This window comes from Enterococcus sp. 7E2_DIV0204 (assembly GCF_002140855.1).
Lineage (GTDB): Bacteria > Bacillota > Bacilli > Lactobacillales > Enterococcaceae > Enterococcus_L > Enterococcus_L lemimoniae.
The window spans coordinates 1,518,252-1,536,617 of sequence record NZ_NGKY01000001.1 but is presented as its reverse complement, the minus strand read 5'-3'; the positions used below and the strand labels follow the sequence as shown (position 1 = coordinate 1,536,617).

Genomic DNA, 18,366 nt, shown 5'->3' with positions numbered 1-18,366 from the left:
TTGACTAGCCCACCTTATCTGATTCTGCGACTGTTTTACCGACGCCATTTAAGAAGTCTTGGATAAATAATTTTCCTTTGCCGGATGGCTGAATCGTGTTGACAGAAAGAACGGTCCCTTCTCCACAGGCGATCCATAATTCCTTTTTGCTACGTTTGATGATCGTTCCTGGAACGTCATTTGTCGTTTCATCCAAAGGGGTAACATCCCATAATTTCCAATTGATTCCATTATAGGTAGTAAAAGCTGTCGGCCACGGGCGCATACCGCGTACTTGATTGTCGACTTGCTCCGCTGTTTTATGCCAATCGATTTGTTCTTGTTCTCTCGTGATATTCGGAGAAAACGTTACTTCATTTTCATCTTGAGGTTGTGGCGTGATTTCACCAGCTAAAATTTTAGGCAATGTTTCCAGCAATAATTCTTTCCCCACAAGACTTAATTTATCAAACATCGTCCCAACATCATCTGTTTTAGTGATTGGAATCGCTTTTTGAGAAAGAATATCTCCAGCATCCATTTTCTTCACCATCTCCATGATCGTGACACCTGTTTCCTTTTCTCCCTCAATGATCGAATAATGAACAGGCGCTCCACCACGATATTTTGGCAACAATGACGCATGAACATTGACTGCTCCCAGTTTTGGCGCAGTTAAAATTTTCTCTGGTAAAAATTGTCCAAAAGCGGCTGTCACAATCAGATCAGGCGCAAGTTCGATAATTTTTTCCATTTCAGGTGAACCTGAGATTTTTTCCGGCTGTAAAACAAGTAATCCATGTTTGACTGCCGCTTCTTTCACAGGTGTTGGCGTAATTACTTTTTTACGTCCAACGGGGCGATCTGGCTGCGTCACGACTGCTTGAATCTCATAACCGTTTTCGATTAATCCTTCTAAAATCGGGACTGAAAATGCGGGTGTTCCCATAAAAATTAATTTAGTCATCTAAATGTTCCTCCATATATGCATCTAAATCTTCTGGTTTGATTGGATCAATGATTTTGTCGATAAATAATTCACCATTTAGATGATCGATTTCATGTTGAAATGCTCTAGCGAGATAACCATAGGCGGTCACTTCGATCTCCTGTCCTTCACGGTCAAAGTAACGAACGGTTACTTCATCTGCTCGTTCAACTGTGCCATAGGTTTCTGGAATACTTAAGCAGCCTTCCACATCGATATCTGTGCCTTTTCGCTCGATGATTTCAGGATTGATCAACTCAAATAAACCAGTTTCATCATCCACTTCGATCACTGCTAATTGCAAGTTTTTCCCAATTTGTGGCGCTGCTAGACCAATCCCATCATGGGCGATCATCGTTTCGTACATATCTTCTAGAAGTTTCACTGTTTCATCCGTGATCATTGTCACCGGTTTTGCTTTTTGTTTTAGGCGTTCATTAGGGTGTATCACTATAGGATAGCGCATAGAGTTTCCTTTCTTAAAATCAATCATCCCAGCTCTATTACCTCACTGTGATTCTTGACAGTTCTTATAAATCAGATAAAATTCATTGGCTCAGCATCGATTGATAACTTTAAACCGTGTGCTGTTGCTCTTTGAGTATCGGTCAGGATTTTTTTTAAGATATTTTGCAAATTCGGTTCGTTTTTATATTTAATGATCACTTGGTAAAAATAACGATTATTAACACGCATAATAGCGTTTGGTGTTGGTCCCAATAAAATACTTTGGTCAGACAAGCCAGATTTTAATTCTTTGACTATTTCAAACATCTGCTTGGCCGCTTGATTTTCTTCAGGATGGCTTGCGGTGATTTGCACCGTAAAATAAAATGGTGGGTAATCGCCACGATGGCGGACGTACATTTCTTTTTGGTAAAAGTCTTCATAATCTTGAGCCTTCGCTAACTGAATTGCATAATGTTCAGGATTAAAAGACTGAATGATTACTTCTCCCGGCTTCTCAGCGCGTCCTGCCCGACCGCTGACTTGGGTCAATAATTGAAATGTCCGTTCACTCGAACGAAAATCTGGCAAATTAAGTGCCGTATCAGCATTCAAGACACCGACTAAGGTTACATTTGGAAAATCTAATCCTTTAGCAATCATTTGTGTTCCAAGCAGAATATCTGCTTCATGATTACCGAAGGCTGTCAAAATTTTCTCATGGGCACCTTTTCGTCTTGTTGTATCAACATCCATCCGTAAAACACGACTTTCAGGGAATAATGCTTTAAGTTCTTCTTCCACTTTTTGCGTTCCAGTTCCATAATAACGGATTTTATCACCGCCACAGTTGGGACAATGATAAGGAATACGTTCTTCATGACCACAGTAATGGCATTTCATCGTTTTCGTATCCATGTGCAGCGTTAGCGAAATGTCACAGTTTGGACAAGGTAATACATAGCCGCAATCTCGGCACATTACAAAAGAAGAATAGCCTCGACGATTCAACAGCAGAACACTTTGTTCTTTTTTAGCTAAACGATCTTGGATCTTTTCTTGTAGTGCTATTGAAAAGGACGACGTATTTTTATTTTGGATTTCTTCACGCATATCCACAACGTCAATTGTGGGTAACGTGGCTGTTTGATTGGCTCTTTTTGATAGTACTAAGCGTTTATAGACATTTTTTTGTGCTCGAGCTCGTGTTTCTAGCGAAGGTGTTGCACTGCCTAAAACCACTGGGCAATTGTGATATGCAGCTCGCCAAATGGCAAGATCCCGTGCATGATAACGTGGCGTTTCTTCTTGTTTATAACTGGCTTCATGCTCCTCATCAATGATAACTACTCCAAGATTTTCTAAAGGAGAGAAAATCGCCGAACGTACGCCTACTACAACTTGTGCTTCACCACGTTCGATTTTACGCCACTCATCATATTTCTCTCCTTGAGATAAGGCGCTGTGCATCACTGCAACTTGTTCACCAAACCGACTTTTAAAGCGGTGAACCATTTGTGGTGTCAATGAAATTTCAGGTACTAGCATCATGGCAGTTTTTCCTTGATTCAAGACTTCCGCGATCACTTGGAGATAGACTTCTGTCTTCCCGCTACCAGTGATGCCTTCTAGTAAATAGGTTTGACTGATCTCTTGGTTGACTGAATCCAGAATGTTGTTTACGGCATTTTGTTGTTCGTCATTCAAGGCTAATGCTGTTGTTTTTTCAAATGTATGGTCTGCAAATGGATCACGATAGGCTTCGGCTTCGATAAAGGTCAGCCACTGTCTATTTGCTCCGTCATTTAAAACAGCTGTGCTAAATCCTAGTTCTTTCATCTCTTTGACCGTGGTCATTTTTTCTAGACCTACTTGCTGTAAGTAGTTGATCAATTGCTCTTTTTTCTGTGAGCCTTTTCTAAGTTCCATTCGTGCTTCTTCCAATTGTTCAACATTTTTTAACGCTTGAACATAGCGGATTATTTTGACTCTATTTCGAGTATTCACTTCGTAGCGAATATCGACTTTTTGCTGTTTTCTAAGTTGCATCAATTGCGGTAAAATATTCCGTGCTACAGCATCTTCCCAAGCAATTTCATCTAAGCCATAAAATAATTCATCTTGCATTGTTTCTTCTAGTTCATCCGTTAAATATATGTATTTACTATAATCTGCACGCATTACGCTTGGCAGCATCGTTTGTAAACAGGTGATTTTAAAGGCAAATGTTTTCTCTTTCATGTAGTCAGCTAATTCCAGTAATTCCGTATTAAGGACAGGTTTTAAATCTAGAACAGATAGAATTTCTTTCCATTCAAACTTTTGCGCCGCTATTACTTCATCAGAGACTTCATCTATCGCTAAAACAAACCCTTGTAAATGACGGTTTCCATTACCAAATGGAACTTCTACCCGCATACCAACGGTTAATTGTTGTTCTAAGTTAGAAGGAATCAAATAAGTAAACGGTTGGTCTGTCTGCATCGTCGGTACATCAACAATCACTTGCGCCGCTTTTCTCATAATTATTCCTCCATTCTATATTGTTCATTCTAAGCACGTTTGTTCAGCTTTTCTTTATTCTAGCTTCCCAAACCAACTCTTCGGAAAAAAGATGCTCTCTGCTAGTGCCAAAAATCGGCACGATCAGATTTCCCTATTTTTCTGTCAGAGTTAAACGGGTTCGTTCAGCTTTTCTTTGACTATTGTACTAAAGAATCAGGTATTTGTCTTGTTCCTCTGATTTCTGTTACTAAAAATTAAAGGCCTTGCTTGTTTTTTTCTAAATATATAAAAACTGAGATGAAAACTTTTCATGGTTTCATCCCAGTTCCAGCTATTTTATAAACTTTTTTCTTCGCGGATGCGATTTTCAAGTTCTTTTTGTTCTTGTTCGTGTCTCATTTTTTGTTCTTCTTTTGCCATACGCATTCTTTCACGTTTTTCTTCTGGACGAGGATCATTGATCACTGTTGCAGCATCGATTTCTTCTAATGCTTGACCTACGCTTTTTACAGATTCAAAACTTTCTAGTGTTGGTTGTGCACCTTCGTCTAATTCGTGAGCGCGTTTACTTGCTAAGATCACAAGTGAATATTTTGATGGTACTTCTTTTAATAATGAGTCAATAGATGGTTTTAGCATCATAAGGCTACATCTCCTTCAACATTTTAATATAGTTGCCAATTACTCGATCAACGCGAAAATGTTCACTCGCGATAATTTCTTTGATTCGTTTTACAGCTAATGGAACTTCATCGTTCACAACCGCATAATCATATAATGCCATCATTTCGATTTCTGCGCGAGCCACACGCATTCGTTCTTCAATCACTTCATGATCATCCGTACCACGACCAACGATCCGTGATTTAAGCTCAGCTAAATCTGGTGGAGTTAGAAAAATAAAGACCCCATCCGGCACTTGTTCTTTTACTTGCTCAGCACCTTGGACTTCGATTTCTAAAAAGACATCTTTTCCTTCATCAAGCGTTTTGTTGACATAAGAAAGCGGCGTTCCGTAGTAATTCCCTACATACTGTGCGTATTCTAGCATCTCGCCAGCTTCGATCATTGCTTCAAATTCTTCTTTTGTGCGGAAGTAATAATCTACCCCTTCTACTTCCCCTTCCCGCATTTTACGGGTAGTCATAGAAATCGAATACTGAAAATCGTTTTCTTCACTATCAAAAATTGCTTTGCGTACCGTTCCTTTACCAACTCCAGAAGGACCCGATAGTACAATTAATAACCCACGCTCTGACATGATGACTTCCTTTCATTAAAAGCTGAACAGGCTCATTCAGTCTCAACTGGAAAATAGAAAAATATGAGGTTGGCGCTTTTTGCCACAATCAGATTTTATCTTTTTCCCAAGAGACTAGCCTGTAAAGCTAGATAAGTTAAAAGCTGAATGAACCTGGTTAGTTCTGACTGAAAAATAGGGAAAGATGATCGTACCAGTTTTTGGCACTAACAGCTTTCATCTTTTTTCCGAAGAATTGGTTCATAAAGCTAAACAATTTTAAAAATAAGCTACCAATGTAGCTAAATATCAATAAAGTATTAGTTCTATAATGCACTTTTTTTCAGTAATTTTCAAGGCTTTACCCATAAATTTTTAGAAAAAAGCGAATATCCATTTAATTCTAACTTTTAGCAATCTAATCTCATGTTTATTCAGTGAATGATTCATTCAACTTTGAAATATGGTTTGAGCAATTCTTTTAAGGAAAATTTCTAAAAAGAGTATACAGCACCCCGGTTTTTCAAGTAGAATAAAGTTATTACTTATTTTCACAAAGAAAGAACTAACCTAGTTAATTATGTGAAAGAATTAAAAAAACGAAGGGATTTAACTCTATGTTCACACGAATAACACTTTTGAAAACAATCAGCAGCTTGCTACTGATTGCTTGTATTTTACTTGGAAGTTTTGCTCAAACAAGTTATGCACAAGAGGATTTAATGGAATTTGCAGAAAAAACAGGCTTTCCCGTTAAAGAAGCCTACCGTCCAAAAGCCTCGATTGTGATTGATGCTGATTCCGGTCAGATTTTGTGGGAAGAGCAGCCAGATTTAGCTTGGAGTCCTGCCAGTATCGCCAAAGTCATGACAATGTATTTAGCATTTGAAGCGATGGAGCAAGGAAAATTTGATTTAGACACGACGATCACAGCGACTGAAACAGATGTCAAAATCTCACAGATCTATGCATTAAGCAATAACAAAATCGCCTTAGGTGTTCATTATCCTGTTCGTGATATCTTTTCTATGGTTGCAGTTCCTTCATCAAATGTTGCCACGCTGATGTTGGCAAATCTTGTTTCTGGTAATGATGGCGCCAGTTTTATTCGTAAAATGAACGATAAAGCGGCAGAATTAGGCATGAACAATACTACTTACTTTAATTGTAGCGGTGCACAAATCGGTTCTTTTGAAGGCTTATATCAAGCCGAAGGTATCGACCCTAATGGCGAAAACAAATCAACTGCTAGAGATTTAGCTATTTTAACTTACAACCTACTAAAAAAATATCCAGATGTTTTACAATTTACTAGTAAACCTGTTGTTAAAACGATGGAAAATACCCCCTATGAAGAAACGTTTGAAACCTACAATTATTCCTTACCTGGTGCGAAATATGGTTATAACGGCGTAGATGGCTTAAAAACCGGATCCAGCCCGCTTGGCGGTTTCAATTATATTGCGACAGCAAAAAAAGGGGATCTCCGACTAATCGAAGTTATTTTAGGCGTAGGTTCTTGGTCCGATCAAGAAGGCGAATACGAGCGTCATCTAGCTGGAAATGCGATCTTAGACCATGCCTTTTCTACGTATGAATATAAAAAATTACTTTCTAAAGGATCAAACAAGATCGAGCAAAAAGAGATCAATCTTGAGCAGGATCTCTATGGCTTTGTCAAAAAGAACAGTGAGCCTAGCTTCACTCTAGCAGATGGTCAACTTTCTTTGAAAAGTGAACTCGGTCAAGTTTCACCGAATATTCCTGCTAAAAGTGTCAGCTATCAAGATTCTGAGACACAAACAGGTAATAACAATTCAGATAAAACAAACGCCAAAAAAACTAGTCAATCAGCAAAAACACCAAAAAAAGAGCATAATTATTTAATCAGTAGTCTTCTAGTAGGTCTAGGTCTACTATTCCTGATTTGTTCAAGACTATTTAGAAAACGAATTGCTGGAGTTAAACGTAGTAGTCGCACAATAGCCACACCTACAACTCGTTTATTCTTTACATTAGGCGCTCTATTAGTGCTTTCAGCAGTTGGCGCATTTCTATTTTTATAAAAAACAAAGAGAGCGGGACAAAGCTAAAGATCAGCTTTGTTTCGCTCTCTAAATCCGAATAAACGGCGATAAAAAAGCAGCTCCTTCGGAAATAAGCTGAAATTCACAAAAATTTGAAGAGCAATTTTCGTGAATTCCTTCTTATTTCTCAGAGCTAAACACTTTTATCTCGGCCTCTTTAAACTATCTTTTAAAAGCCCATATTCGATAAAGTATTCACAACACCAATGATTTCATCATGGCGTTTGATTTTTTTATCCACAGGACCATCTACCTCTTGAACGTCCACTCGGACAACAAAACGACGGTTCAATGTTACAAAGGCCTCTTCATTCACTCGAATATTAAAAACCTCGTTTGTAAATGACACACAAGCATCTTCCCACACTTTAAATGGATCTTTATCAGAAATAATCTCTCTTTTTACTACTGATTTCCCACTTAGTTCATGGAACGTTACATCATAATATTTTGACATAAATAGTCACCTCTTTACTTTCTTCTCTTTCATTATAACGTTAAAAAATAGAATCACAAACGATTTCCCATTATTCGACGTTTTGGATTTGCTCACGGATTTTTTCTAGGATCGTTTTCATTTGAACCACAATATTTTTGATTTCAATTGGGCTAGATTTAGATCCAATCGTATTAACTTCACGGTTCATCTCCTGCATCAGAAAATCTAATTCTCGGCCAACAGGTTCTGATTGGCACAATAATTCTTGTAGTTTGTCCACATGTATCGCTAAACGATCTAATTCTTCATGAATATCGCCTTTTTCCAGCAAAATCGCAAGTTCTGTCAGTAGACGAGCTTCGTCTACTTGTTCACCTAACCAAGCATTTAGTTTTGCTTCAAATTTTTCACGGTAATCCTTTTCATAGATTTTCACAAATCCGGCTAATTCATGAACCAAATCGATGAACTCTTGACTATATCCAGTCAAAACTTGCTGGATTTTTTGACCTTCCTGCAGACGGCTGGCATCAATGCGTTCAACCGCATTTCTAACAGAATCTAAAACGAGGTCGCCAAAGGTTTCATCAGATTCTTGTTTCTCAGTCACTTCAACATAATCTGAATTATTCAGTAGTTGGTTGATATTTTGCCCAGGATTAAATTCTGATTGAGGATAATTAGCTGTCAGCTCTTGCTTAATCTCACCCAATAATTGATGGATCAGCTCCCAATGTACTTGCACTTCCTTGTTGCCACTGCCCGTTTGCTTGATATTGATGTAGGCTTCGATCCGACCACGTTGTAGCGTTTCTTTCATCAATTGACGGATAGCCATTTCATACGGATTGACTTCTTTAGGCATTCGTAATTGGATATCTAAAAAGCGCTGATTGACACTTTTGATCTCGACATCGATTTGATACGTGTCATTTAAAAATGTTTCTTTTCCAAAACCAGTCATACTTTTCATTGACAGGGTGTCCTCTCTACATTGATTTTATTGCTTTAGATAATATCTCAAATTCTTCGTTTGTTAAGGTGATCCCTTTGCCCATCTTTTCATGATCGGCCGACCAGTCTCTTAAATCAAATTTTGGCGGACGCCCATTCCAACTAACTAAATTAAATTCTTTACGCCACCCTTGAGTATTTTCCGATAAAACTGCGATTTCTTCTACGATTTCATATGAAAAATCTTGTGCCATTATTGATCCACTCCTTGTAATATAAATTCTTTCATTAAAATTTGTAGCGCCTGAGCTGGTAATTTATCCAGTAAAAAGGCGATACGTTGCGGTTTCTCTTTTTCATCTGAATCCAGTAAATTGTTCATTAATGCTAACTGTTGTTTATCAGAAAGTAAAAAGTAATCTTCATAGTATTTCTTCAACCATTCTTGAACAGAAATCATCCCAATGTTCTCTACTAAATTCGTTTTGACATGGTTACTTTGTTGTAAAAGCGCCACTAATTCTTGCATCGTATACAGTCTAGAAGCTGAAATTTCCTGAGTCTTTGCTAACAGCTCAACTAAAACCATCCCGACATTTTCGGTATACACCCTGTCTCTATATATTCTACGCAATTTTTTACAGATTTTATTTTTCTGCTCTGCCGTATGCCATAGTTCAATTTGATACGTCTGTTTAACAAAGGTAAAAAATGCTTGTTGAAATACCTCTAAACTACTGATTGTCTCATCAAATGTATACCAATAGCCAAGATATTTTCGCCCGATGACTTTCATTGTTTCTAAATAGCCTAATTGAATATTTTTTGTTGAACGAGCACCATCAAATAATAGTACAGCTCCCATACTCCATGGTGTCTGTAGCGTCAAACAACTAGTTGTTGCTGGTATTTTTACTGGTTTGGTGATGCCTGGCCCTTTCACATCCACAATAATGCACTCAGTTGCATCACTACGCAACGCAATGTCTACGGGAATATTATTACGATAGCCGCCGTCCACATAGTATTTGTCAGCAATTTTCGTTGCCGCCATAGCTGGAAAAAAGGAAGCCGATGCCAATAACCAATTTTGCCATTGATCACTCGGACAGGTATTGAAATGAATATTTTTTTCCATCATATTGGGCAGCTCTGTTGTGACCAAATAAAAATCAGCTGTGACCTGCTGCATTTTTTCTTGTGAAAAAGTGTCGTGGATCAGTTTTTGCAATGGCTCTGTTGAAACACCATTTGATTGGATCGCATTCACAGTAAATGAGCCAATTTGACTCATCATTCCTCCTAATGTATCACCAGATGTTGTTGATACTGGGAAAGATAGAATTTTTTGTGTATCAATCTTCTCCCACATATCTTTAGCTGCCCCAAAATCATCTTGTAGAACCAGCGCGCCATTCAGTGCACCAACTGACGTCCCTGTGATGATCTTGATTGGAATAGCTAATTCTTTCAATGCTTGCCAAACACCGATTTGATAGGCACCTCTAGCACCTCCACCGCCTAAAACTAAGGCCGTTCGATAGGAAAAACATTTACTAGCTACTTTATTTTCTGTCACCGTATACCCGTATTTTATAAACACTTCTTGTAAATATAGGGGCAATGATTGTGGAAAAACAAATGTGCTATTCAGCTGAAAAGTCTGCTTAAAAAATAGATCTATCGCTAAAAAAACTGATCTCCAACTAATTTTTCCAGTTTCTAAAATCAACAGATTCGTTATTTTTCCTATTTCAACTGTTAAAAATAAATAAGGATTCTTACCTTTATAGATCGCATAAGCTGTACTTTCATTGTCACGTACTTTTTTTCTAAAAACTTGCCTTGCTAATGTATGTGTCTCATAAAAAGGGAATAATTGGATACTATTAGATACTTGTTTAGAAGAATCCGACCACTCTGAAGCAATCATTTCTTCACTTCTCATTACAAACACCTCCATCTGTTCAAGTATACCAAAATTTCTCGAAAATTACTTTTTATTAAAAATATACAAAAAGCGTACCTTTTTATTCGCTTTTCACGTAAAATAGATGTGGTATACTTTTTATAGAATTACGTAGAAATCAGCTATGATAGATTGATCGATAATCATAAACCCTCGTTTAAAACAAAATCAAACAATTACAACGATCAAATCTTAACAAACCTAGAAAATCCCACTAGAGTTTTCTAACAAAATCTCTATTTTCTGACAAAAAGTACTAAAATCTGTTAGAATACACTGACTACCTTTCAGAAAATATAAAAGTAGTTATAGAAAATAAATTGGATATACTCATCTCCAAAACGTTATATCCAATAAAGCCAACCAAAATAAAATCTATTGTCTTGAATTAAGGATGGCTATCCTGTTTTCCGACCAAATAAGGAATAATTCAAGGTTACATGGTTAAAGTTTATTGAAAAAACCTACACAGTGAGATTAATGATAAAGGATGTTTATATGAAAACCAGAACTATTTTACTGAAAATCTGTTCGTTCTTATTAGTCATGGGCTACTTTTCAGGTATTTTAACTGCAACCGGTGCTTATGCTGCAGAAGATATTCTAACAATCACCCAAAATGCCGGCTATCAAACAAATGAATTTTATAAGCCAAAAGCTTCGATCGTCATTGAAGCTCAAACTGGTCAAGTTCTTTGGGAAGACAATCCTGATTTAAAATGGAACCCGGCTAGTATCGCTAAACTGATGTCTGTCTACCTTGTTTTTGAAGCACTTGAGCAAGGTAAATTTACGTTAGATACAACGGTCAAAGCAACAGATAACGACCAAGCGATTTCACAGATTTATGAGTTAAGTAACAATTCAATCGTTTCAGGTGTCGACTATCCCGTTCGTGACCTACTCTACGCGACACTTGTCCAGTCATCAAATGTTGCCACCGTCATGCTAGCGAACCTTGTAACTGCTCATGATGAATCCAAGTTTATTCATATGATGAATGACAAAGCTAAAGAACTTGGCATGACCAACTCAACCTTTTATAATTGTAGCGGAGCTGAAACGGGTGCTTTTAACGGCTATTATAAACCAGAAGGAATCGACCAAAATGCAGACAACGTAACCACTGCTCGTGATTTAGCTATTTTATCTTATCATTTATTGAAAAACTATCCGGATACCGTGAAGTATACAAGTCCCGTCCAGATCACGATCATGGAAAATACGCCTTATGCTGAAGTCCTAGAAAATCATAATTATTCCTTGCCTGGTCTTGCTTATGGTTATGAAGGTGCCGATGGCTTAAAAACTGGTTCAAGCCCAACTGGCGGCTTCAACTATGCTGCTACTGCCAAACGCGAAGATACACGCTTGATTGAAATTGTCTTAGGTGTTGGCGATTGGGAAGACCAAGAAGGCGAACTTCAGCGCCACGCATTTGGTAATGCTATTTTTGATCGTGCTTTTGCTACTTATGAATACAAACAACTACTTGCTACAGGAAATCATACGATCAACAAAGAAGAAGTGATCTTGGATCAAGACTTTTATGGCGTTATTCAAAAAAATACCGAACCTGTCTTCACATTATCAACTGACAAACTAACGATGGACAATGGACTTGCCCAAGTTTCTCCAACCATCAAAGTGCCAAGTGTTTCATTTAAATATGCAAAAAAATTGAGAGCTCTACAAAACGGGACTTTCCTTCAAAATACTAAGAAAAAGAACGGTTTATCGACCTTTTTCGTTAATGGCTTACTGATTATCTTAGGTCTTTTAGTCATAGCCTTATCCAAACTATTTAAAAAAGAAACCACTGGAACGACCAAATTCAGCCCTATTTTGGCTCTAGGTGTCTTACTGATTCTCGCAGGAATTGCTTTAAGCATCTATACAATCGTCATCGGTCCATGGTTTTAATTGAATAACAAAGATAAACAGCCCCTGCTCGTAGGCGGCTGTTTTTTTGGCTCCCCCCGTTCAACTTTTTGTGGTTAACTCTTTGAGTAACCAGTGCTTGATTTGACTTCCAGATAAAGTAAGGTCTTATCAAAAATTGTTACTCTTGAAACAACATTAGCTGAGACTTTGAACGAAGAATATTAGTTAGAACTAGACCTTTAAGTGATGAATGCATAAAAAAGCATATTTTTATGAAGTTCACACAAATTTGGGTAAGAAAATTTAGTATTAGTCTTTAGTATTTGGGGTAATTATTTATTTTTCTTTAGTTGTTTGATTTCTTTTTCGATTTGATCGATTTGTTTGCCTAAAGCCTTTTGTTCATTTTTATCGCGAGATACTTTTTTCTTGTTAATCAATTCTTGTTTTTCTTGGATCAATGCAGCGATTTTTGATGCTGTATCTTCACCTGGAATTGATGGTGTTGTTGTGTTACCAGTTGAACCACCTGTTGATCCACCTTTTTTCAATGCTTGGATTTCGCTTTCGATTTCACCGATACGAATGCCTAAAGCTTTTTGTTCTTGTGGATTACGTCTAACTTTTTTCTTGTTGATCACTTCTTGTTTTTCTTGGATCAATGCGTTGATTTTTGCAGTGTTATCTACAAGTTGAGCTGAGTTAGCATGTACTTGCGTAGCGGTTGCTAAAAATCCTGTTCCTCCGATTGATAAAGCTAAACCAGAAACTACTGCACCTTTTACAAATTTGTTCATTATAAATTCTTCCAATTTATTTTTTGTTCGAATACTACTGTTTATATAACAATAGTTCCGATACACAAATTATACCCACAGTTCTCTATAAAGCAAACTATTATTTTATAAATAGTAGAATCAAAATTTTATACACCTGTCGAAATTTATGAAAAAGATTGATTTATCAAGGGATACAGCTGCTTATTTTCTCAAAAATAATTTATAGAAAATAAAAAAATCTAACTTTTTTACTCATAAGTGAGTAGAAAAGTTAGATTTTTTCTCTAAATTTTGTCTAATTACTCTTTACATTGATCCTTTAAATACATCAGCATTTTTCACAAAATAGTCAACACCTGAATAAATTGTGAACAGTAAGCAAATATAAAGCATAATTTGATCTACAGGAAAACCAATAGCTGCAAACGGAATATTGTTGATAAATAATAAAATGATCGCAACCATTTGTGTTGCCGTTTTGACTTTACCTGGCCAAGCTGCGGCCATTACTTCGCCGCCTTCAACTAATAGTAAACGCAACCCAGTAACAGCAAGCTCTCTACATACAATGATTGCCACTACCCAAGTTGGCACTTTTTGTTGCCCTACTAAAACGATAAATGCTGTCATTACCAACATTTTATCTGCTAATGGATCTGCAAATTTACCGAAGTTTGTCACTAGCCCTCGTGCACGTGCGATTTTTCCATCTAACCAGTCAGTAAGACTTGCAACTGCGAAAATAATTGCGCCAACTAGTTGAGTGACTGCTAGTGATGTCCCTGCTATGGTTAGTGTGCCCCAGTCCATTGGAATGCTAACGACAGCAATAAAAATCGGGATCATGAATATTCTAATAACGGTTAATTTATTTGGTAAGTTCAATGCCTGTTGCCCCTCTCTTTTCCTACTCATTTTACGTTATCTCATAGAAGGTGTCACGAAAAAAGATTTTTTTGCACCTAAATGATGTTTAAGTAAATGAAAGAAACTCTCAATAAATAAGTGAGAAAAACACAGGGAACGACCATTCATTGTTCATCACCTATTTTTCTCACTCATCTCTATCTATAAACGTAGTTTTATTGTGGTTGTTGAGACTGTGTTGATTGTTCTGATTGTGCATATGCAAGAGCCATATTGATATTTCTTAATCCAATTCCTGTATTGTTAGGATTAAACTCCGCTTTTTGACCGTCTAATTTGAATTCCATGTACTCAGAAGCACCTAAACTAACAACAACTTGCGCCGTTCCTGCTGGAATTTCAACAGATTTAGGTTGTCCAGGCTGAATCGTTTCTTGATAAAAATAGCCGTTGTCATTATTAGCAGCTGTTGCAATATAAACACCCACCCAACAAGGTCCCGTCACAGCATTAAATTCAAGCTTAGCAGGAGAAGCTAAATTAGTCGCGTTCATATTCACCGTTGGACCAGACTCACTAACAAAACTGACTTCTGCAGGTGCTTTCGGTTCTGATGAAGAACTTGAGCTTGAAGACTCCGTTGTACTTGATGCAGGAGCTTGGCTTGACGCAGAACTCGATGTTGACTCAGATTCTCTAATGATTTCAGAAGCTGGCGGCTGAATCATCGGGCTTGTTTGCCGATCTTGCCATGTAATATAAAAAACAACAATTGCAATTGCTAATCCAATCAAAGAAAAAATAATCGCAGGCAAACTACGCATAAAACGTTTCGTTTGGTTGTTTTCATCATACATTTGGGTTCTTGATTCATCCAAGGTTTGATATTGTATTGCTGTCTCTATGTCTTCTGGTTCTTCTATTCCATCATAAATCTCTACTAACTCGTTGCCGTCTAATCCAACTGCACTTGCATATTGACGAATAAACGCACGTACATAAAATGTTCCTGGCATAGAATCAAAATCATTCTCTTCGATGGCTATCAAATAGCGCTTTTGTGTTTTAGTAATTTGCTGCAGTTCGTCTAATGACATATTGCGTTGCAGTCGTGCATCTCTTAATTTTTTTCCTATATTTACGCTGGCCACTCGTCCATCTTCTCCAGTCTTTCTAATTTATAAGTTTAGCTTGATTGAATCAAGCTGTTATTGCAGTAATCATGTTTCTCTCTTAATCTAGTATTCTCTAGCTATCATTAGTTTATGTAAAACCTTTGAGTAAAAAATAACCGATCTTCTAATAGACAATTACTCAAAATACTGGAAGATTTACTTTACTTAACTCATCTAAGCATACCATAAAAAATTCCCAAAGAGGATAACATTTTTGAAAGTTTGTCACTAAATATCGGACTTTTTTTGATTCTGATAATAGTAGCTTGAGCAAGTCTTGAATACTTAGCTAAAACGTAGTACCAATCGTTCAACTACTTGCTCTCATACTACTATTCAATCTACTTTTTAGGATACATATAAAAGCGGCTTAACCCAGCTTGATTGATCAAGGTTTGTGCCAAATTTTTCACATCAGATAACTGGACACTTTCAATCACTTCAGGTGTGTCAAACAAGGTTGTTTCTCCATAGAGCGATTGTGAAAATTGATTTGCGATATATTCTAGTGAATTTAACGATTGGAAATATTTTCCAATCATCTTTTTCTTCAATAATGACAAGTTTTCTTCGGTTACTTCCAAACTCTCATTGGCTGTCAATAAAATCTCTTCGATCCGTTCAGCTAACACTTCTGGTTGATCGCTATCGCCACCAAAATCCGCAAAGTGGAAACTACGGTCCAAATTAAATTCATAGCCGAAACTATCATCCAATAAACCTTCGTTATATAAATTTAAGTAATTTTGTGACGTATTGCCAAATAACAATTGGAACAATAAATTAGCGGTTGTTTTATATTTAAGTAATTCTTTTCCATCTGTTGGAACTTCGTCCAAGCCTTTTAAGCCTACAATGACTTTAGAACGGCTTATGGCCATTTCCAAAGAGCTTTCTTTAATGATATCTGCAGCTGTTTCTTTAGGAAAATGACGTTTGATCGGTTCAGCTTTCGTAAAGGTTTTAGCCGCTTGATTATCACGAATAAAGGTCATCATAGCTTCCGGATCCATCTTGCCGACAACAAATAAAGTCATGTTGCTAGGATGGTAAAAGGTATTGTAGCAAGTATACAAATCTTCTGCAGTGATTTCACCAATACTTTCCACCGTTCCTGCAATATCAATATGCAACGGGTGTTTGGGATATAAATTGCCTAGTGTCCCAAAAAATAAGCGCCAGTTAGAATCATCTAAATACATTTGGATTTCTTGTCCGATGATTCCTTTTTCTTTATCTACTGTTTCTTTTGTAAAGTAAGGTTCTTGAACAAAATTAATCAAGGTTTCCAAATTTTTTTCTACTTGGTCAGTCGTTGAAAAGAGATAGCTCGTTTTAGTAAAACTTGTAAATGCGTTCGCCGAAGCTCCTTGGCGACCAAATTGTTGAAAAACATCACCATCTTCTTTTTCAAACATTTTATGTTCTAAAAAATGAGCAATCCCATCTGGGACTTTCACAAAATCTTTTGCACCGATCGGCACAAATTCATTGTCGATCGAACCATAATTAGTCGTAAACAAGCCATACGTTTTGTTGTATTCTGCTTTAGGCAACAAATAAACAGTTAAGCCGTTTTCTAGGACTTCTGTATATAGGACTTCGTTGATTTGCGGATATTCTTTTTTATGCATCGGCTTTTTCTCCTTCCAAAAAGAAAATGGCTTGTAGTTGCACTAACTTGGCAACTCGCTGAACATCAGCTAATGTGACAGCTTCCATTCGGCGGATCCATTCATCATCTTTTAAACGAAGGTGCGGAATCAAATCGTTCAAATATTCATTCTCTAAAACAGCTCCCGCATTATCTAAAGACAGTAAATATTGATTTTTCAGCATAGCTTTCGTTTGTTCAATCTCTAAATCTGTCACGTTTCCTTGTCGGATATTTTCTAGTTCTACAGAAATCAAGCGTAAAACTTGGTTACGATTTTTGCCATCAATACCTGTTTGAACACTTAAAAACCCTCGGAAAGTGTCAATACTGCTTGATGTATAATAAGCTAAATTTTCTTTTTCACGGACATTCATAAATAATTTAGAATGAGGAAATCCGCCAAATACACCATTGAAAATCTGCAAGGCAAAATAGTTCTCGTCTCCATAATATACGTCGGTATGATAGCCTAAGTTTAATTTGGACTGCGCTAACGTTTCTTGTTCTGAACGTTCTTCGATCACATTTCGTGATGGCTGCGTATAGAAAATATCTGCAATACCAGAAGCACGGTCCTCAAATGGTAACTTGCTGAATAGTGCTGTAACTTGTGCTTCATCCACATCACCAAGAACAAAAATATCTACTTGATCTTCTTGTAGCATTTGTTGATGATAAGCAGCAATCGTTTCAGCCGTTTCAGCTTCTAAATCAGCAATAATTCCAAAACTCGGGACTTTTTGATCTTCAGAACGACCAAAATATAGATTTTGTAAGGCTAATGAAGAATAGACTTGCTTATCCTCTGAAATGCTTTCATAATAAGCTTTTAAATTTTCTTTCTCCCGTTGAAACGTTTCAGCTTCAAACTTCCCGTCAATAATGTTAGGGTAAAATAAAATTTCTTTCACAAAGTCAGCAGCGTCTGCTAAAACATGACTGTTGTCTAAATACTTATCATTGACCAAGTTCATTGAAAGGTTTAACCAGTGTAAATTGCCTTTTTTGTTGACATTGATCCCAAAGCTAGCTCCGTACAATTCAGCTAATTTTTCACTAAGCTTCACTTGATCTGGGTAATTTAAGCTATTTGTTTCCAGTAAACTGGACAAAAGCGTCCGTTTCGTAATCGTTTCTTTATTCAAACGCGTATTGAAACGAACCAAAATACGCACCGTTTTATATTTTTCTGTTGGAACAACATGTAAGTTGACTCCTTGTGCTAATGTGATCGGCATCTTGTCAGCTCCTCTTTGCTCTTCATCATAATAAAGCCTGATATAAAATACAATCATCCGGCCATTTTTAAATGTTTTTTTAAGGTTTTCTACATCCATTTAATTATAGCACAGCTCAACTGTCTTTCCTTGTGGTAAGAGTCTTTCATTTCAATTTT

At 37.0% G+C, this 18,366-nt stretch carries 16 protein-coding genes; 2 read left to right on the top strand and 14 right to left on the bottom strand.

Annotated features, from left to right (window positions below):
* Positions 1 to 4: 4 nt before the first annotated feature.
* The 5 genes from fmt to gmk all read right to left on the bottom strand — a co-directional run bounded on the left by fmt (position 5) and on the right by gmk (position 5,180).
* The gene (gene fmt, locus A5819_RS07150) at positions 5 to 946 is read right to left on the bottom strand and encodes a methionyl-tRNA formyltransferase (protein ID WP_086277940.1); all 942 of its coding nucleotides are present in this window, start codon (positions 944 to 946) and stop codon (positions 5 to 7) included.
* Positions 939 to 1,433, bottom strand: a complete 495-nt coding sequence (gene def / locus A5819_RS07145) for a peptide deformylase (protein WP_086277939.1) — start codon at positions 1,431 to 1,433, stop codon at positions 939 to 941. The genes fmt and def overlap by 8 nt, the downstream gene beginning before the upstream one ends.
* 71 nt (positions 1,434 to 1,504) lie before the next feature.
* Positions 1,505 to 3,937 carry a primosomal protein N' gene (gene priA, locus A5819_RS07140; RefSeq protein WP_086277937.1) on the bottom strand — a complete coding sequence of 811 codons (2,433 nt, stop codon included), beginning with the start codon at positions 3,935 to 3,937 and terminating at the stop codon, positions 1,505 to 1,507.
* 318 nt (positions 3,938 to 4,255) lie between these two features.
* Entirely contained in the window at positions 4,256 to 4,561 is a 306-nt protein-coding gene (gene rpoZ / locus A5819_RS07135; protein ID WP_010766464.1) for a DNA-directed RNA polymerase subunit omega, read from the bottom strand.
* Positions 4,562 to 4,565: 4 nt separating this feature from the next.
* A complete protein-coding gene (gene gmk, locus A5819_RS07130) occupies positions 4,566 to 5,180 on the bottom strand; it encodes a guanylate kinase (RefSeq protein WP_086277936.1) in 615 nt (204 codons plus the stop codon).
* A 701-nt stretch (positions 5,181 to 5,881) separates the two neighbouring features.
* On the opposite strand from gmk, the gene A5819_RS07125 reads away from it, so the two are divergent.
* Entirely contained in the window at positions 5,882 to 7,225 is a 1,344-nt protein-coding gene (locus A5819_RS07125) for a DUF1958 domain-containing protein (RefSeq protein WP_254907301.1), read from the top strand.
* Between the two features lie 190 nt (positions 7,226 to 7,415).
* On the opposite strand, the gene A5819_RS07120 is transcribed toward A5819_RS07125, so the two are convergent.
* The 4 genes from A5819_RS07120 to A5819_RS07105 all read right to left on the bottom strand — a co-directional run bounded on the left by A5819_RS07120 (position 7,416) and on the right by A5819_RS07105 (position 10,587).
* Positions 7,416 to 7,703: a hypothetical protein gene (locus A5819_RS07120; protein WP_086277933.1), complete on the bottom strand. Its 288-nt coding sequence runs from the start codon at positions 7,701 to 7,703 to the stop codon at positions 7,416 to 7,418.
* A 70-nt stretch (positions 7,704 to 7,773) separates the two neighbouring features.
* Positions 7,774 to 8,658: a YicC/YloC family endoribonuclease gene (locus A5819_RS07115; RefSeq protein ID WP_086277931.1), complete on the bottom strand. Its 885-nt coding sequence runs from the start codon at positions 8,656 to 8,658 to the stop codon at positions 7,774 to 7,776.
* A gap of 16 nt (positions 8,659 to 8,674) precedes the next feature.
* Positions 8,675 to 8,893: a YdbC family protein gene (locus A5819_RS07110; RefSeq protein ID WP_086277929.1), complete on the bottom strand. Its 219-nt coding sequence runs from the start codon at positions 8,891 to 8,893 to the stop codon at positions 8,675 to 8,677.
* On the bottom strand, positions 8,893 to 10,587 hold the full coding sequence (locus A5819_RS07105) for a patatin-like phospholipase family protein (RefSeq protein WP_086277927.1): 1,695 nt from the start codon (positions 10,585 to 10,587) through the stop codon (positions 8,893 to 8,895). The genes A5819_RS07110 and A5819_RS07105 overlap by 1 nt, the downstream gene beginning before the upstream one ends.
* 519 nt (positions 10,588 to 11,106) lie before the next feature.
* Between A5819_RS07105 and A5819_RS07100 the strand changes: the two genes are divergently transcribed.
* A complete protein-coding gene (locus tag A5819_RS07100; protein ID WP_086277925.1) occupies positions 11,107 to 12,531 on the top strand; it encodes a DUF1958 domain-containing protein in 1,425 nt (474 codons plus the stop codon).
* 293 nt (positions 12,532 to 12,824) lie between these two features.
* Here the strand turns inward: A5819_RS07100 and A5819_RS07095 are convergent, their stop codons facing one another.
* From A5819_RS07095 to A5819_RS07075, 5 genes are all read right to left on the bottom strand, one after another.
* The gene (locus A5819_RS07095) at positions 12,825 to 13,289 is read right to left on the bottom strand and encodes a hypothetical protein (RefSeq protein ID WP_086277923.1); all 465 of its coding nucleotides are present in this window, start codon (positions 13,287 to 13,289) and stop codon (positions 12,825 to 12,827) included.
* Positions 13,290 to 13,577: 288 nt separating this feature from the next.
* Positions 13,578 to 14,156, bottom strand: coding sequence for a CDP-diacylglycerol--glycerol-3-phosphate 3-phosphatidyltransferase (gene pgsA, locus A5819_RS07090; protein ID WP_086279665.1), 579 nt, complete (start codon positions 14,154 to 14,156; stop codon positions 13,578 to 13,580).
* Positions 14,157 to 14,353: 197 nt separating this feature from the next.
* Positions 14,354 to 15,289, bottom strand: a complete 936-nt coding sequence (locus A5819_RS07085) for a helix-turn-helix domain-containing protein (protein WP_086277920.1) — start codon at positions 15,287 to 15,289, stop codon at positions 14,354 to 14,356.
* A 365-nt stretch (positions 15,290 to 15,654) separates the two neighbouring features.
* A complete protein-coding gene (locus A5819_RS07080) occupies positions 15,655 to 16,947 on the bottom strand; it encodes a pitrilysin family protein (protein ID WP_086277917.1) in 1,293 nt (430 codons plus the stop codon).
* On the bottom strand, positions 16,940 to 18,208 hold the full coding sequence (locus A5819_RS07075) for a pitrilysin family protein (protein WP_086279664.1): 1,269 nt from the start codon (positions 18,206 to 18,208) through the stop codon (positions 16,940 to 16,942). The genes A5819_RS07080 and A5819_RS07075 overlap by 8 nt, the downstream gene beginning before the upstream one ends.
* Between the last annotated feature and the right edge of the window lie 158 nt (positions 18,209 to 18,366).